A 15,921-nucleotide genomic window follows, 5' to 3' on the forward strand; every position below is an offset into this window, starting at 1 on the left:
CCGCCCATACCACCCTCTCGCGGACAGGGGGCGCACATTGAAACAAAGGGGCGTGCGTTGTCCGACGTGCCGACTACATTCGAGGTGACAGTGGACGCACGCTGGACACACGCACGGTCAGAGGCACGCGCACGGGTGAGGGGGTCGCATGGCGAAGAAGGACGCACCGCCCCGCTGGGACCGCAAGATGCAGCAACGGCTCGCGCGCGGTGAGGCGGCCGCCCTCGGCGAGCTCTATGACCGGTTCGCTTCGCTCGTGCACGGTCTCGCCCATCGCGTGCTCGAAGACGAACGGGCGGCCGACGGCATCACCCGCGAGGTCTTCACGCATGTCTGGGAACACCCCGACGCCTACGACCCGAAGCAGGGCCCGCTGCGCACCTGGGTCGCCGCGTTGACCCACCGCCTCGCCGTGCAACGCCTGCGCGCCACCGAGACCGCAGCGCTGGCCGAGGCCGGCCCCGGATCCGGCTCCGGATCCGCCGAGGCGTCCGAGGAGCTGGAACGCAGGGTGCGGCACGCCTCCGTCGCCGCCCGCGCCGACTACATCGTCCAGGCGATGCCCGCCCCGCTGCGCGCCGCTCTGGAACTGGCCTACTTCCAGCGGCGCGACTACCGCCAGACCGCGGCCGACCTCGGCGTCACCGAGGACGAGGCCCGCCGCCGGCTCCGCCTCGGCCTCCAGCTCCTCTCCACCGCCTACGACTCCGCGGCCCCCGGGGCACCGCCCGGTTACGGGGGTGCGGCGTGAGTGGCGAGAACGTGTTCCCGCCACCCGAGGACGGCGAAGACGAAGAGGACATGAAGAGGAACCAGGAGAAGGACGAGGAGAAGGACCGGGACCAGGAGCAGGACCGGGACCGGGATCCGGAGAGGTATCCGAAGGAGGGCAGGGCAACGGCGTCCGGCGACGACAGCAGCGGCAGCGGAACGAGCGGTTCCGGTGACGGTGGTTCCGGTGACGGTGGTTCCGGTGGCTGGAACGGCACGCCTCCGGCCCGCGAACCCGGCCGCCCGCCGCGCATCCCACTCCCCCGCGCCTCCGTGGAGGACAGCGGGCTGCCACTGCCGCCCGCGGAGCCCGCAGGCCCGGGGTCGCTCACCCTTGAGCACCCGGTGCTCAAGTCCCTGTTGGGCGCCTGGGCGCTGGCGGCCTGCTCGGCCGAGGAGACGGAGGCCGTCGAGGAGCACCTCGGCGACTGCGGAGCCTGCGCGGACGAGGCACGGCGGCTGCGCGAGGCGGTCGGCCTGCTCCAGCGCCCGGAGAGCCTCGACCTCGACCCGGGCCTTCGCACCCGCGTCCTCGACGGCTGCCTGGACCGGCGCCCGCCCCGCATTCCGGTGCCCGTCTGGGCGGCGTCGTACGACGCCGAGACCGCGCGGCTCGACGCCTTGCTCCAGGACTTCGGGGACGCCGAGTGGCACGCGCCGGTGCGGCTGCGCTGGTTCCGCGGCGAGGGGGCCACGAGCCGCCGGACCACCGTCGCCGGAGTCATCGCCCACCTGCTCGCCGTGGACGGGCTGGTGGCCGTCGCCCTGGGGCTGGACGACCCGCTGACCCCGTTCGCCACGGGCGGCAGGCCGGGCAGGACCGACGAGACGGACAAGGCGGGCAAGGCGGAGGAGGCCGACGGGCGGAACGGACGGAACGAGCCGCCCGGGCCGCGCGGACCGGTGGACACACCGGCCCGGCGCACCGAGTCGTTCTGGGCGGGCTCGCACTTCCCGCCCACCCGTTCCGTGCGCGGCCCCTGGCGCGACCAGACCCACGCCCTGGTGCGGACGGTGTCCTTCACCGGCGGGGGCCCCGGCACCATGCCGGTGTCGTACGGCGGCTTCGAACTGCCCCTGCGCGACGCGATGCTGGACCGGGCGTTCGAGTGCTGGGTGCACGCCGAGGACATCGCGGAAGCGGTCGACTACCCCTACGCGCCGCCCGCCCCACGCCACCTGCACGGCATGATCGACCTCGCCGCGCGGATGCTGCCCGAGCCGCTCGCGGCCCGCCGCCGCGCGGGGCTCGCCGCTCCCTCGCACACCCGCCATCTGGTGACCGCGGGCCGCCCAGGCCGCAGCCTGCGCCTGGAGATCGAGGGCTCGGGCGGCGGCCAGTGGCTGATCCCGCTGGACTCACCGGGCGCGGTGGGCTCCGCCGACCACGAGGTGGCCCACGTCGCCCTGGACGACGTGGAGTTCTGCCGCCTGGCCGCCGGCCACGTCTCTCCCGAGGAGGCCGCGGCGGGCCAGCTGGGCGACCGCGAGGCGATCAGGGACGTACTGTTCGCGGCGGCGTCGCTGAGCCGCATGTAGCCGGACGAACCCGGGGCAGCCGGACGAACCCGGGTGCGCCCGGTGCAGGGCTGAAGCCAGATGCGCCCGGGTGCGGGGGCAGAAGCCGGGTGCGGGGGCAGAGAGGCGTCCGGGGGACCGTGCGACGCGACGACTAGGCGAAGACGACCGTACGTCGCCCGTTGAGCAGGATCCGCCGCTCCGCGTGCCACTTCACGGCCCGTGCCAGCGCCTGGCACTCCACGTCCCGTCCGACGGCGACGAGCTGGTCCGGCGTGACGCCGTGCCCCACGCGCTCGACCTCCTGCTCGATGATCGGCCCCTCGTCGAGGTCGGCCGTCACGTAGTGCGCCGTCGCGCCGATCAGCTTGACGCCCCGCGCGTGCGCCTGGTGGTACGGCTTGGCGCCCTTGAAGCTCGGCAGGAAGGAGTGGTGGATGTTGATGATCCGGCCGCTGAGCTGCTTGCACAGGTCGTCGGAGAGGACCTGCATGTAACGGGCGAGGACGACCAGTTCGACGTCCTGCTCCCGCACCAGCTCGAGCAGCTCCGCCTCGGCCTGCGCCTTGTTCTCCCTCGTCACGGGGATATGGCGGAAGGGGATGTTGTACGAGCCCACCAGCTCGGCGAAGTCGGTGTGGTTGGACACCACGGCCGCGATCTCCACCGGCAGCGCGCCGATACTGGCGCGGAACAGCAGGTCGTTCAGGCAGTGCCCGAACTTGCTGACCATCAGGACGACGCGCATCTTCTCGTCGGCCCGGTTGATCTGCCAGTCCATGTGGAAGGAGTCGCCGATCGCCGCGAAGCTCGCCCGGAGCTTGTCCACGGTCACCGGAGGCTCGGCCGAGAAGTGGACGCGCAGGAAGAACAGACCCGTGTCGTGGTCGCCGAACTGCTGACTGTCCTCGATGTTGCAGCCGGTCATGAAGAGATAGCTCGACACGGCGTGCACGATGCCCTGCTTGTCGGGGCAGGAAAGGGTGAGGACGTACTGGTCGGCGGCGGTCGCCGCGGCTCGGGTGGGCTGCGCGTTCATGCCCGACAGGGTCGCACACCGGCCGACGCCGTGGGCAATCGTCCCGCAGGACGGAACACGGCGCCCGCCCCGCCGCCCCGGCCCGCCTCGCCGCCTACGCGGCCCGCGTCATGATGCGCAGCACCTCGAGGGTGCGCGGCGGCGCGTCGGCGTCGTCGCCGTCGCTGGCCGCCATCCGCACGTGCGCGTCCCGCGCCGCCCGTACCGCCTCCGGCCACGCCTGGTGGTCGACGTACGCGGAGACCTGGGCGTCCGGCCCTACCTGGTGCATGATCCGCAGCACCCGCAGCACGGCGGTGTCGACGAGGGCCGCCTCCTGCGAGTCGCGGAAGATCGTGCCGACGTACTTCTCGGCGGACCAGTTGTCGAGCCAGGTGTCCTCGACGAGGCGGTACACGGCGTCGGTGACGTCCCCGTACCCCTCGACGCCGGCCAGCCAGACGTTCTGCTGGAACACCGGGTCGGAGAGCATGTGCAGCGCGGAGCGCACATTGCTGCGCCAGCGCCACCACGGCATGTCGTTGAGTGGCATGCCGCCCATGGTGGGGGAGCGACGGCCGCGACGGGAAGAGTTCTCCGAACCTTGCACGGTCATAGATCGTACGTTTCCCGCTCCCGCGTACCGCAGGTGCCCCTGTAATTCACCTGGCCGTCACCGCCCGTTGACCATGGGTCACTCCCAGGTTAGTGATGTGACGGAATCGTGCGTGTCCATGACCGGCAAGCGACGCACGTCAACGCGAAGCACCTTCCTCCCCAGGTCCTTCCGCTTCACCAGGTCCGTCAGAGCGACCGCCCTCTCGGCGGGTGCCCTGGCCGCCTGTGCGTCACTCGCCGTCGGCTGCGGGGTCGTCCCCGGTGTCTCGGGGGGCTCCGGGGACGACCCGATCGTCGTCATGACGTGGGCGCCCGAGGAGACGTCCGCCACCAACAAGCCGGGCATGCCCGCCTTCGCCCTCGCCTACGCCCGCTGGATCAATGCGAACGGCGGCCTCAACGGCCGCAAGCTCAAGGTCCTGACCTGCAACGACCACAACGACACGGTGTCCGCCGCGGCGTGCGCCCGGCGCGCCGTCAAGGAGCACGCGGTCGCCGTGGTCGGCTCCTACAGCCAGCACTCCGACGCCTTCTTCCCGCACCTGGAAGGCGCCGGCATCCCCTACATAGGCGGCTACGGCGTCACGAACGCCGAGTTCACCAGCCCGCTGTCCTACCCCGTCAACGGCGGCCAGCCCTCGCTGCTGGCCGGTCTCGGCAAGGAACTCGGCACGACCTGCGGTCCCGTCTCGCTCGTCCGCCCCGACACCATCGCCGGTGACGCGCTGCCCCCGATGCTCAACGCCGGGCTGACCGCGGGCGGGCACGACAAGGCCGAGGACCAGCGGGCGCCCGAGGACGCAACCGAGTACGCGACGCAGGCCGAGGCCGCCCTGGACAACGCGACCGGCGACTCGGCCGCGGACGAGAAGGGGTGCGTGGTCACCGCGCTCGGAGACCGCACCGCCACCTTCATGGACTCCTTCCGGCGCACCCGCGAGGACCACCCCGGCATCCGCACCGGCACCGTCCTCGGCAGCGTCGACCAGACGGTGATCAACGCCGCCGGCGCCGCCTCCGGACCCTTCGAGGGGGCTTACGTCACCGGCTGGTACCCGGTGTCGAGCGACCCCGCCTGGGCGCCGATGAAGAAGGTGATCAGCGAGGAGGCGTTCTCCGACACCCGGATCGACCCCACCGACACCGGCGTGCAGACCACCTGGATCGCCTACACCGTGTTCCGGCAGGCCGTGGAGTCGCTGGACGGCGGCGAGGTGACCGCCGACTCCGTACGGGGCGCCCTGGACGACGGTCTGAAGGTCACCACGGGCGGACTCACGCCGACGCTCCGCTGGGAGTTCACCGACCAGCTCGCCTCCATCGGCTTCCCCCGCCTGGTCAACGCCGAGGTCACCCTTCAGGCCGTGCGGAAGGGCCGGCTGGTGGCCGCCAAGAAGGGCTTCGTGGACGTGACGAAGACCCTGGAGAAGGCCGACGTCGACTGACCCGCCCAACCCGCCCAGCCCGGCCGACCCGTCTCGGCGACGGTGTCGGCCGGCGCGCGTCTACAACTGGGTGGGCTGGCGCTCGGTCAGGCCGTAGGTCCGCGCGATCTTGTTCCACAACTTCGCGGCCTGCGTCTTCTGGGCGCTGGCGGTGCCGCTGGCGCGGTTGCCGGCCTGGGTCTCCGAGGTGGTGCGGGCCGAGCCCTTCTTGCAGCTCTTGTTCTTGCCGGCGGCGACCTGGTCGGCCCAGGCCGCGTAGTGGTCGTCGGCGGACGCGGACGCCTGCCACGCCTTGGTGAGGGCGGTGGTCAGCGAGGCGTGGTCCGGCAGCTGGTCGACCTTCAGCGCGGACAGCCTGGTGACCAGGTCGGTGCGCTGCTTCGCCGCGTCCCGCAGGTCCGTGGCGGCCTGGGCGAGATTGCCGCACGCCTTCACGTCGGCCACCGCGCTGATCACACTGGCGCGGCTGCTGCCGCTGTCCGCGAGCAGCTTGTCGAGTTCGACGGCCTGCTGCTCGGCCGCGCCGGTGGACGCCGACGCGGACCCCTCGGTCGCGGGGGCCGACGCGGCGACGGTCTTGTTGTCGTCACCCTGGTCACCGCCCCCGCCCGCGAGCAGCGCGCCCGCGCCGACGCCGACGACCGCGAGAGCCACGCCGATCGCCGCGAACAACGGCAGCCGCGAGCCGGTACGGCCTCCCCGGCCGCCGCCGTCACGCGCCCCGCGCCGCCCGCCCGCCGCCGGGTCACCGGGTGGGGTGTAGGCGGGCTGCGGGGAGCGGGCGGCGGGTCCGGTGCCGTAGCCCGGTGCGCCACCGTGCCCGGGGCCGCGCGGGCCGCCGTGGCCGCGTCCGGGGAGGTCCGGCTCGGAGAAGCGCGGGAGCTGCTGTGTGGCCCCGGCCGGGCTGTCGCCGCCCGGTCCGATGCGGAAGAGGTTCTCGAACTCGGCGGGCGGCTGCCGGTCCCCGCCGTCCTGTGCGGCGACGGGCGGTATGTACTGCGTGGGCTCGGAGTCGGAGTACGCGCCGGGCTGCGTCCCGGGGGCCGGCATCGGTCCCGGGGCGTTCTGCGGGGTACGGCCCAGGTACTGGGTCGACTCGGCCGGAACCTCGGGCGGCAGCGCGCCCGGTGCCACCGGCGGTATGTACTGCGTCGCGCCCTCGTCGACCGGGGTGGCGGGGACCGGGGGCAGGTACTGCGTCGCGCCCTCGTCGACCGGGGTGGCGGGGACCGGCGGCAGGTACTGGGTGGCGCCCTCGTCGGCGGCGCCGGGCGCGGCGTACGGCGGCAGGTACGGGCCGCGGCCGTCGGCGGCGGGGTCGGCCGGGACCGGCGGTATGTACTGCGTCGCGCCGTCGTCGATCGGGGCGGGGGCGGCCGGCGGCAGGGGGGCGCCCGGCGCCGGTGCGCTCTCGGGCGGGAGCGGGCCGGCGCCCGCAGGGGCGCCGCCGTTCCACGGGGCCGGCTGTCCGCTGTTCCACTGGGCCTGCGGCTGGTGCGGGTGCTGTGGCTGCTGCTGGTGCTGTGACTGGTGCTGCTGGTGGGCCTGGTCCGTCCGGCCCGGTCCGTCCGTCTGGTCCGCCGGGAGCGGCCAGCCCTGGGCGGACTGCTGCGGGGCGGCCGCCTGCCCGCCGGGACCCCAGGGATCCCCCCAGGTCTGCCCGCCGGCCGGCGCCTGCTGCCCGTACTCGGGCTGCCCCTGGGGCGCCTGCTGCCCGTGCCGGCCGTGCTGCGCCTGCTGGCCGTGCCGGCCGTAGTCCGGTTGCCCGTACTGCTGCTGCCCGTACTCGTCCTGTCCGTACTGCTGCTGCCCGTACTGCTCAGCGCCGTACTGGCCGGAGTGGTGGCCCGACGGCGGGCCGGGCGGCGGGCCCTGGCGGGGCGCCGGCCGCGGTGCGCTCGCCGTCATTCCCGGCAGCAGGGGTTCCCCACCGTCGGAGGGCAGCACGATGCCTTCGCGCGCGGGTTGCGCCGAGGGCTCCTCGCCCTGTCCACTCTGCGTCACCGGGACTCCTACGAATGGGGGACCTTCGGAATCATCGGCTCACGCTACCGGGTCCCCGGAACCCCGTGCCACGCAGCTCAGAACGTGATCTCCCTCCCACCGGGTTCGGCGGTGACATCGGTGACGGATCCGGAGCGCCGTGCGCTGTATCCGCCCTTCATCGGCGCGACCATGCCGTTTCCCGCGTGTTCACGCGCCGGCGCCCCGTCCGTTCACGCCGCGGTCTGTAGCTCCAGCCGCGCCCCGAACTCCCTTACCACCGACTCGTCCCGGAACGGTTCCAGTCGCTGCTGGAAGTCCTCCAGGTACTCCGCGCCCCGGTTGGAGCGGAGCGTCTCGAGGAGCTCGACCGCCTTGAGACCCGTGTGGCAGGCCTGTTCGATCTCGCGCTGCTGCACCTGCGCGGTGGCCAGCAGGACGTAGCCGATCGCCCGCCGGCGCGCCCGGTTCTCCGGATGCCCGGCCAGCGACTCCTCGGCACGGCGCGCCGCCGCCTCGGCCTGGCCCAGGTCGCGGTGGCAGTGCGCCAACTCGTCGGCCAGATAGGCCTCGTCGAAGTGCGCGATCCACGCGGGGTCGTCCCCGGCGGACGGATCGGCCGCCTCCAGTGCCGACACCGCCCGCCCGGACGCCGCCTGCGCCCCGCGCGCGTCCCCGAGCAGCGCGTGGCCGCGCGCCTCCGCCGCGAGGAACATCGCCTCCGCGCGCGGTGTCACCCGCCCTCGCGCTCCCTCCTGCGCCGCGCGCGCCAACTGCGCGATCTCCCGCGGGTTCCCGAGCTGCGCGGCGAGGTGGCTCATGGAGGCGGCGAGGATGTACCCGCCGTACCCTCTGTCGCCCGCCGCCTGGGCGAGCCGCAGCGCCTGGATGTAGTAGCGCTGGGCGAGGCCGGGTTGGCCGGTGTCGACGGCCATGTAGCCCGCGAGCTCCGTCAACCGGGCCACGGACGCGAAGAGTTCCCGGCCCACCGCCTCCCGGTAGGAGCCCGCCAGCAGGCCCGAGACGACGCTGTTGAGGTAGTGCACGACGACCGGGCGCACATGCCCGCTGCCGTACTGGTGGTCCAGGTCGACCAGCGCCTGGGTCATCGCCTTGACGGCCGCGACGTCGGAGAGGCCCACCCGGGGCCCGGCCGACCGCGCGACCTGCGCGTCGGGTGAGGAGATCAGCCAGTCCCGGCTCGGCTCGACCAGCGCGGAGGCGGCCACGGACGAACCGGAGAGGAAGTCGCGTCGGCCCACGTCACTGCGCCACAGTTCGCAGACCTGCTCGATGGCCCCCAGTACCGTCGGCGAGAACTGGAGACCCACGCCCGAGGCGAGGTTCTTGCCGTTGGCCATGCCGATCTCGTCGATCGTGACCGTACGGCCGAGCTTGCGGCCCAGCGCCTCCGCGATGATCGCCGGGGCGCGGCCGCGCGGCTGCTGTCCGCGCAGCCAACGGGCCACGGACGTCTTGTCGTAGCGCAGGTCGAGACCGTGCTCGGCGCCGCACATGTTGACGCGGCGGGCGAGCCCGGCGTTCGAGCACCCCGCCTCCTGGATGAGCGCCTGCAACCGTTCGTTCGGCTGCCGCGCGACTAGCGGCCTTGCGGCCATGGGCACTACCCCCTGTGGCTGCGGTGACCGGGACGGCGGGTGCCCGCCCACACACCGAGTTGACGTGTCTTCCACCGAAAAGTTCCGGCCGAGAAGATCAATGCCCCACAGCCACAGTGAAAATGCGAGGCATGTGAGGATTGCCAAGACTTGCCGAGGAATACAGAGAATTGCCGGGTTACCGACGGAAGCCCCGCCCCCTCTACCTGGTTACCCGCTCCCGCGCCCGTTCCTCCCGCGCGCCCCCGCCCGTGCACCCATGCGCCCCGGACGCGGAATCGATGCTCCTCCCCCGCGCAATGTGGCGGGCGTAACCCCTGGTGACGACTAGAGTTGTGTTCATCGTGGAAGAGACCATCGCGGGCGCCGAAGCCACTCAAATCCCGAAGCAGCGCGGGGAATCGCTGCTCGAGACCGCCGTTCGTTACGCCGAGGAACGTCATTGGGACGTGTTCCCCGGCACCTGGCTGGAACCCGTCGACGGAGTGCAGCGCTGCTCCTGCGGCGACGGCGCGTGTGCGGCGCCGGGCGCGCACCCCGCGCGCCCTGACTGGGCCACCCAGGCCACCGGCAGCGCGACGGTCGCGCGACGGATGTGGCAGAAGCAGCCGACCGCCTCGATCCTGCTGCCCACCGGGCGCACGTTCGACGCGATCTCCGTTCCGGAGACGGCCGGGTTTCTCGCGCTGGCGCGGATGGAACGGATGGAGTTGACGCTCGGTCCCGTCACATTGACGCCGGACCTGCGGATGCAGTTCTTCGTGTTGCCGGGGGCGTCGGCGAAGGTGCCGGACCTGGTGCGCAAGTTGGGCTGGTCGCTGGGCGCCCTCGATCTCGTGACGCTCGGCGAGGGCATGTACGTCGCCGCCCCGCCCACGCGGTTCGGGTCCCGGGGGGCCGTGCAGTGGGCGTGCCGGCCCACCGCCGCGAACCGGTGGCTGCCGGACGCGGAGGAGTTGATCTCACCGCTCGCCTACGCCTGCGGGCGCGACCGCTGACGGCGCCCTTCGATCCGCTTGATCCGCGTCGGCCTCGTGGTCCGCGTGGTCGGTCTTGGGCGGCGGACACGGGTTCGTCGTGGTCATTCGCGCCCACGCGGCGCAGCCGCATGTCGAGCACCGTCCCGCGCCCCCACGTGGGGCGTTCCACCGTAGGGTTCGTGCATGACGTCCGTACGCGTGCGCAACCTCTGGAAGCGGTTCGGGCAGCAGGTCGCCGTCGCCGGGATCGATCTCGATCTGCCCTCCGGGAAGTTCATCGGGCTCGTCGGGCCGAACGGGGCCGGGAAGACCACGACCCTGTCGATGGTGACCGGGCTGTTGCGGCCCGATCAGGGGTCCGTCGAGGTCGTCGGGCACGACGTGTGGCGGGATCCCGTCGAGGTGAAGGCGCGGATCGGGGTGCTGCCGGAGGGGCTGCGGCTGTTCGAACGGCTGTCGGGGCGTGAACTCCTCGGCTACAGCGGGCGGTTGCGGGGGCTGCCGGGCGCCGAGGTCGACAAGCGGGCCACGCAGCTGCTCGACGTCCTCGATCTGGCCGGGGCCCAGCACAAGCTCGTCGTCGACTACTCGACCGGCATGCGCAAGAAGATCGGGCTCGCGACCGCGCTGCTGCACAACCCCGAAGTGCTCTTCCTGGACGAGCCGTTCGAGGGCGTCGACCCGGTGTCCGCGCAGATCATCCGGGGCGTGCTGGAGCGGTACACCGCGTCCGGGGCGACGGTCGTCTTCTCCTCCCATGTCATGGAGCTCGTCGAGTCGCTGTGCGACTGGGTGGCGGTGCTGGCGGCGGGCCGGATCCGGGCGCACGGGACGCTGGAGGAGGTGCGGGGGTCGGCTCCCTCCCTGCAGCAGGCGTTTCTCGAACTCGTCGGGGCGCAGGGGCGGGACACCGGCTCCGACCTCGACTGGCTGGGCGGCGGGGCGGCCCGGTGAGCGAGCCGACCTCCCCGCCGGGCCTCGTCCCCACCGTCGTACGGCTGAAGCTGTCGCTGCTGCGCAACGGGCTGCGGCAGTCGGGTGGGCGGCGGGCCGCGTACGTCGCCTCGGCCGTCGTCACGCTGCTGTTCGCCGCGCTTCAGCTGCTCGGCCTGATCGCGTTGCGCGGGCACGACCACGCGGTGTCGCTGGTGGTGCTGCTCGCGGCGGTGCTGGGGCTGGGCTGGGCGGTGATGCCGCTGTTCTTCCCCAGTGGTGACGAGACCCTGGACCCGACCCGGCTGGTGATCCTGCCGCTGCGGCCCCGGCCGCTGGTACGGGCGCTGCTGGCGGCCTCGCTGGTGGGCATCGGGCCGTTGTTCACGCTGCTGATGCTGGTGGGGTCGGTGGTGTCCGTGGCGCACGGGGCCGCCGCGTGGGCGGTGGGCGTGCTCGCCGTCGCCCTCGGGCTGCTGGTGTGCGTGGCGCTCGCCCGGGCCGTGGCCGCCGCCAACATCCGGCTGCTGACCAGCCGTAAGGGACGCGATCTCGCGGTGCTGAGCGGGCTGGTCATCGCGATCGGGGCGCAGCTCGTCAACTTCGGGGCGCAGCGGCTCGGGACGTCCGGTCTCGGGCAGCTCGATCCGGCGGCGGACGTGCTGCGCTGGCTGCCGCCCGCCTCGACGATCGGCGCGGTGGACTCGGTGAGCGAGGGCGCGTACGGGATGGCCGCCGCGCAGATCGCCGTCAGCGCGGGCGCTCTGGTGCTGCTGGTGCGGGCGTGGACGCGGAGCCTGACCCGGTTGATGATCTCGCCCGACGGGTCCACCCTCCAGGGGGCCGAGCCGGCCGCGCGGGACCGACGGAACTCGGCGGGGCTCGGGCGGTTGCTGCCGGGCGGGCGCACCGGCACCGTCATGGAGCGCGGGCTGCGCTACATCTGGCGCGACCCGAAGACCAAGGCGGCCTGGGTGACGTCGCTGGCGATCGGGCTGATCGTGCCCGTCTTCAACGCCTTGCAGGGCACCGGCTCGATCTACTTCGCCTGCTTCGCCGCCGGGATGCTCGGCATCCAGATGTACAACCAGTTCGGGCAGGACACGTCCGCGTTCTGGATGGTCGCGATGACGATCTCCTCGCGCCGGGACGCGTACGCCGAGCTGCGCGCGCGGGCGCTGGCCCTGCTGCTGATCACCCTGCCGTACGCGACGCTGGTGACCGTGCTGACGACGGCGATGCTCGGCGACTGGTCGAAGCTGCCCGAGGCGCTGGGGCTGTCCCTCGCGCTGCTCGGCGCGATGCTGGCGACGGGCGCCTGGACCTCGGCCCGCTTCCCCTACTCGATCCCGCAGGAGGGCTACAAGAACGTCGCCCCCGGCCAGGCCGGGCTCGCCTGGATCGCGATCTTCGGCGGGATGGTCTCGGCGGCCCTGCTGTGCGCGCCCGTCATCGCGGTGACGATCTGGCTGCACGTCACCGAGGGCGGGGACTCCTGGACCTGGCTGCTGCTGCCCGGGGGCGCGGTGTACGGCGCGGCGATCACGCTGCTGGGACTGCGCCTGGCCGCTCCCCGCACGGCGGCGCGCCTTCCGGAGATCCTGACGGCGGTGAGCAAGGGCTGACCGCCCGACCGGAGCGACCGGGTGACCACCCGACCGCCGGACCGGCATGGCTGGGTGACCGCCCGGCTGCCGGACCGGCATGGCTGGGCGACCGCCCGGCCGTCGAGGGGCCCGACCTGCGGGCCCGGAGGGCCTCAGGGGCTTGGGCGGGCCTCAGGGGGCTTGGGTGGGCCTCTCGGCGGGTTCGGGGCTCGGGGGTTCGGGGGCTCGGAGGAGGCTTCAGGGGGTTTCGGGGGCGAGTACGGCGTCGAGGAACGGTTCGATCGCCGTGCGCCATCCCTCCGGCTGGTCGTAGTGCACCAGGTGCCCGGCGTCGGCGACCTCCGCGTACGCGCCGCGCGGCAGGACCCGCACCATCTCCTGGGCCTCGGCGCGGCCGAGCTCGCCGTCCAGGCCGCGCACCACCAGCGCCGGGCACTGGACCTGGGTGAGCTCCTCCCAGTGCGCGTCGTAGACCCAGGTCTCGCGGGACTTGAGCATCTGCTCGGGCTCGAAGACGGGACGCCAGCCGTCCGGCGACTCGTGCATCACCTCGGCGTAGAACTCGCCCCGGGACGGGTTCGGGCGTTCCACCCAGGGGTCGTCCTCGCCGAACCACTTGCGGACGTCGGCGAGCGTGGCGAAGGGGGCCGGCCAGGACTTGAACCAGTCGCCCCACTCGCGCTGCGAGGCCGCTCCCAGCGCGGAGGCCCGCATGTCGCAGACGATCAGGCCCTGCACCAGGTCGGGGCGCTTGGCGGCGAGCTGCCACGCGGTGAGGGCGCCCATGGCGTGGCCGATGAGGACGGCCGGGGCGAGGCCGAGCTGCTCCAGGGCGGCCTCCGCGTCCTCGACATAGGCCTCGCGGGTGAAGGCGGCCCCGGGCGACTTAGCGCTCTGGCCGTGACCGCGCTGGTCGAGGGCGACCGCGCGGTGCCGCTCGGAGAGCCAGCGGGCGGTGGACGCCCAGTGCGAGGCCCGGCCCATCAGACCGTGCAGTAACAGGACGCCCGGCCTGCGTCCGGCGCCGTTCTCAAGGGGCTCGGCGGACCGGACCCCCTCCCGCTTCCGCGCGGACTGGGGCGGAATCACGGGCTCCGTCACCGCTTTCGCCGGGTCGCCCTTGGGCGGGTCACCGAACTCCCAGGCCGCCAGGCGTACGCCGCCCGCCCCGGTCACGTCGATGCGTCGCGCCATAGGTCCTGGCACCCCCTAGCCGTCATACCGCTGCGCTTCCGATGCCTTCGTACTGCCTTCAATCACCCGCAGGCTATCGAATGGCCTTTCGAGAAATGCACTCTCCGCGCACAACACCCCTCGTTCGAGTGACCACACTCAAGGAATGATCGCCGCTGCCGAGGGGAGACCTTCAGCGGGAGGCGGACCGCTCGGGGAAATCGGTCCGCGGGGAATGACCCTGAGAGCTCGGGGCTCCGGGTCAGAACAGGGGAGGACAGGCCCCGGTGCCTTACGGCACCGGGGCTCTCCACTGCTCCACGCCACGGCATCAGGCCCCCCTCAGGTCATATGCCCCACGCGACAGCCTGGCACGTGAAGCGCCGGAGCGCTGCGATTCGACACAGGGAATCTGCGAATCGACGAGATCGACGCAACGGCCCAACTTCCCCACGCTCCCCAGGAGTTGAACAATCCTCAGCGTTTCGACGACGGGGGCCGCCCTGACGACGTGCCGCGCCCGCCGGGCGGAGCTCAGCGCTTCGCGACGAACACGTGGGACGCGACGTCCGACTCCAGCTCGGCCGCCTCGCCGCCGCTGCCCACCAGGACACCGCCCGCCGACTCCGTCACACTCACCACCGAACCGGGCTGCACGCCCGCGCGACGCAGCGTGTACATCAGCTGCGCGTCCGTCTGGATCGGCTCGCCGATCCGGCGCACGACGACCGTCTTGCCCTCCAGGCCCGGGTCGAGGTCGGCCAGCGAGACCATGCCCTCGTCCAGGAACGGGTCGGCGCCGTCCTTCTCGCCCAGCTCCTCCAGGCCCGGGATCGGGTTGCCGTACGGCGACTCGGTCGGGTGCCGCAGCAGCTCCAGCACGCGACGCTCGACGGCCTCGCTCATCACGTGCTCCCAGCGGCAGGCCTCGGCGTGCACCTGCTCCCACTCCAGGCCGATCACGTCGACCAGGAGACACTCGGCGAGGCGGTGCTTGCGCATCACGCGCGTCGCCAGCCGGCGGCCCTCGTCGGTGAGCTCGAGGTGGCGGTCGCTGGCCACGGAGACCAGACCGTCGCGCTCCATGCGCGCCACCGTCTGGCTGACCGTCGGCCCGCTCTGGTCGAGGCGTTCGGCGATCCGGGCACGCATGGGCACCACGCCTTCCTCCTCCAGCTCGAGGATGGTGCGGAGATACATCTCCGTGGTGTCGATCAGTCCGGACATGTGTGCCCCTCGATTAGCTCTGCTGGCTCTGCCGAAGGCTGAACGGCTCTCCGGCGCGTGCGCTGGCCCTGGAGTCAATTCTGCCGGATACCACTGACAAGCGTGCCGCGCCGTTGAAACGAGGCGGTTACATCGGGGCGTGCGCAGCCGGCGCGGGCCGACCGTCGCCCCGGCCGCCCCAACGTCACCGGGCGTATTGACAGCGCACTGGTCCAGACCGCACGGTGATCCGCGACACGGACACCCGCCACGGCAAAGGGGCCCTTCGGATGAGCGACCGCAAGCTCGCCGCCCAGTTCTTCGACGCCGCGATCGCCCTGCTCCAGCGGGCCCGCGACGAGGAGGCCGACACCGTCGAGGCCGCCGGCACGCTGCTCGCCGACACCGTGGCCGCCGGCGGCCGCCTCTTCGCCTTCGGCGCCGGTCACTCCTCCCTCGCCGCTCAGGACGTCGTCTACCGCGCGGGCGGCCTCGCCCTGATGAACCTGCTCGCGGTCCCGGGCGTCGTCGGCGTCGACGTCTCCCCCGCCACCCTCGGCTCCGCCCTGGAGCGCGTCGAAGGCCTCGCCGGCGCCGTCCTGGACACATCGCCCCTGCGCGCGGGCGACGCCCTCGTCATCATCTCGCTGTCCGGCCGCAACGCCCTGCCCGTGGAGATGGCCCAGAACGCCCGCGCCCTGGGCGTCCGGGTCATCGGCCTGACATCGGTGGCCTACGCGTCGCAGACGACGCCCCGCAACGCCTCCGGAACGTTCCTGAAGGACCACTGCGACATCGTCCTCGACTCGAAGATCGCGGTCGGTGACGCCGAGCTCACCCTCGACACCGTCCCCGCGCCCTTCGCCCCCGCCTCCACGGTCGTCACCTCGGCCCTCCTCCAGGCCGTGATGGCCACCGCGGCCGGCGTCCTCGCCGAGGGCGGCATCGAGCCCCCGCTGCTGCGCTCCGGCAACGTCGACGGCGGCCACGACTGGAACGGGCGGATCATGGAGGAGTACCGGGACCGGATCTTCTACCGCCGCTGAACCC

13 protein-coding genes are annotated in these 15,921 nt (G+C 72.8%); 7 read left to right on the forward strand and 6 right to left on the reverse strand.

The window, feature by feature from the left end; all coding sequences use genetic code 11:
• Window positions 1-148 precede the first annotated feature (148 nt).
• Both ACIRPU_RS20255 and ACIRPU_RS20260 read left to right on the forward strand, forming a co-directional pair.
• On the forward strand, window positions 149-751 hold the full coding sequence (locus ACIRPU_RS20255; protein WP_403868982.1) for an RNA polymerase sigma factor: 603 nt from the start codon (window positions 149-151) through the stop codon (window positions 749-751).
• Window positions 748-2,310, forward strand: coding sequence for an anti-sigma factor family protein (locus ACIRPU_RS20260; RefSeq protein WP_403868985.1), 1,563 nt, complete (start codon window positions 748-750; stop codon window positions 2,308-2,310). Before ACIRPU_RS20255 ends, ACIRPU_RS20260 begins: the two co-directional genes overlap by 4 nt.
• A gap of 133 nt (window positions 2,311-2,443) precedes the next feature.
• On the opposite strand, the gene purU is transcribed toward ACIRPU_RS20260, so the two are convergent.
• Both purU and ACIRPU_RS20270 read right to left on the reverse strand, forming a co-directional pair.
• Window positions 2,444-3,328 carry a formyltetrahydrofolate deformylase gene (purU, locus tag ACIRPU_RS20265; protein ID WP_054243965.1) on the reverse strand — a complete coding sequence of 295 codons (885 nt, stop codon included), beginning with the start codon at window positions 3,326-3,328 and terminating at the stop codon, window positions 2,444-2,446.
• Between the two features lie 94 nt (window positions 3,329-3,422).
• Complete coding sequence (locus ACIRPU_RS20270) at window positions 3,423-3,923, reverse strand: hypothetical protein (protein ID WP_385554269.1); 501 nt, start codon at window positions 3,921-3,923, stop codon at window positions 3,423-3,425.
• Between the two features lie 118 nt (window positions 3,924-4,041).
• Between ACIRPU_RS20270 and ACIRPU_RS20275 the strand changes: the two genes are divergently transcribed.
• The gene (locus tag ACIRPU_RS20275) at window positions 4,042-5,370 is read left to right on the forward strand and encodes an ABC transporter substrate-binding protein (RefSeq protein WP_403868988.1); all 1,329 of its coding nucleotides are present in this window, start codon (window positions 4,042-4,044) and stop codon (window positions 5,368-5,370) included.
• A 60-nt stretch (window positions 5,371-5,430) separates the two neighbouring features.
• Here the strand turns inward: ACIRPU_RS20275 and ACIRPU_RS20280 are convergent, their stop codons facing one another.
• Window positions 5,431-7,374, reverse strand: coding sequence for a hypothetical protein (locus ACIRPU_RS20280; protein WP_403868991.1), 1,944 nt, complete (start codon window positions 7,372-7,374; stop codon window positions 5,431-5,433).
• A 212-nt stretch (window positions 7,375-7,586) separates the two neighbouring features.
• A complete protein-coding gene (locus ACIRPU_RS20285; RefSeq protein ID WP_384108792.1) occupies window positions 7,587-8,972 on the reverse strand; it encodes a transcriptional regulator in 1,386 nt (461 codons plus the stop codon).
• Window positions 8,973-9,307: 335 nt separating this feature from the next.
• Here ACIRPU_RS20285 and ACIRPU_RS20290 point away from each other — a divergent pair, with 335 nt between their 5' ends.
• From ACIRPU_RS20290 to ACIRPU_RS20300, 3 genes are all read left to right on the forward strand, one after another.
• Window positions 9,308-9,970: a bifunctional DNA primase/polymerase gene (locus tag ACIRPU_RS20290; protein WP_384108790.1), complete on the forward strand. Its 663-nt coding sequence runs from the start codon at window positions 9,308-9,310 to the stop codon at window positions 9,968-9,970.
• 165 nt (window positions 9,971-10,135) lie between these two features.
• Window positions 10,136-10,906 (forward strand): ABC transporter ATP-binding protein, encoded by a 771-nt coding sequence (locus tag ACIRPU_RS20295; RefSeq protein ID WP_355706821.1) that lies wholly within the window; start codon window positions 10,136-10,138, stop codon window positions 10,904-10,906.
• Window positions 10,903-12,510, forward strand: a complete 1,608-nt coding sequence (locus ACIRPU_RS20300) for a transporter (protein WP_403868997.1) — start codon at window positions 10,903-10,905, stop codon at window positions 12,508-12,510. The genes ACIRPU_RS20295 and ACIRPU_RS20300 overlap by 4 nt, the downstream gene beginning before the upstream one ends.
• Before the next feature lie 219 nt (window positions 12,511-12,729).
• Here ACIRPU_RS20300 and ACIRPU_RS20305 read toward each other — a convergent pair whose 3' ends face one another.
• The gene (locus ACIRPU_RS20305) at window positions 12,730-13,686 is read right to left on the reverse strand and encodes an alpha/beta fold hydrolase (protein WP_403869000.1); all 957 of its coding nucleotides are present in this window, start codon (window positions 13,684-13,686) and stop codon (window positions 12,730-12,732) included.
• 513 nt (window positions 13,687-14,199) lie between these two features.
• The gene (locus tag ACIRPU_RS20310) at window positions 14,200-14,892 is read right to left on the reverse strand and encodes a metal-dependent transcriptional regulator (RefSeq protein WP_020130217.1); all 693 of its coding nucleotides are present in this window, start codon (window positions 14,890-14,892) and stop codon (window positions 14,200-14,202) included.
• A 269-nt stretch (window positions 14,893-15,161) separates the two neighbouring features.
• Between ACIRPU_RS20310 and ACIRPU_RS20315 the strand changes: the two genes are divergently transcribed.
• A complete protein-coding gene (locus ACIRPU_RS20315) occupies window positions 15,162-15,917 on the forward strand; it encodes an SIS domain-containing protein (RefSeq protein WP_403869003.1) in 756 nt (251 codons plus the stop codon).
• Window positions 15,918-15,921: the final 4 nt, after the last annotated feature.

Origin of the sequence: Streptomyces sp. NPDC102259 (genome assembly GCF_044766465.1) — a bacterium.
Lineage (GTDB): Bacteria > Actinomycetota > Actinomycetes > Streptomycetales > Streptomycetaceae > Streptomyces.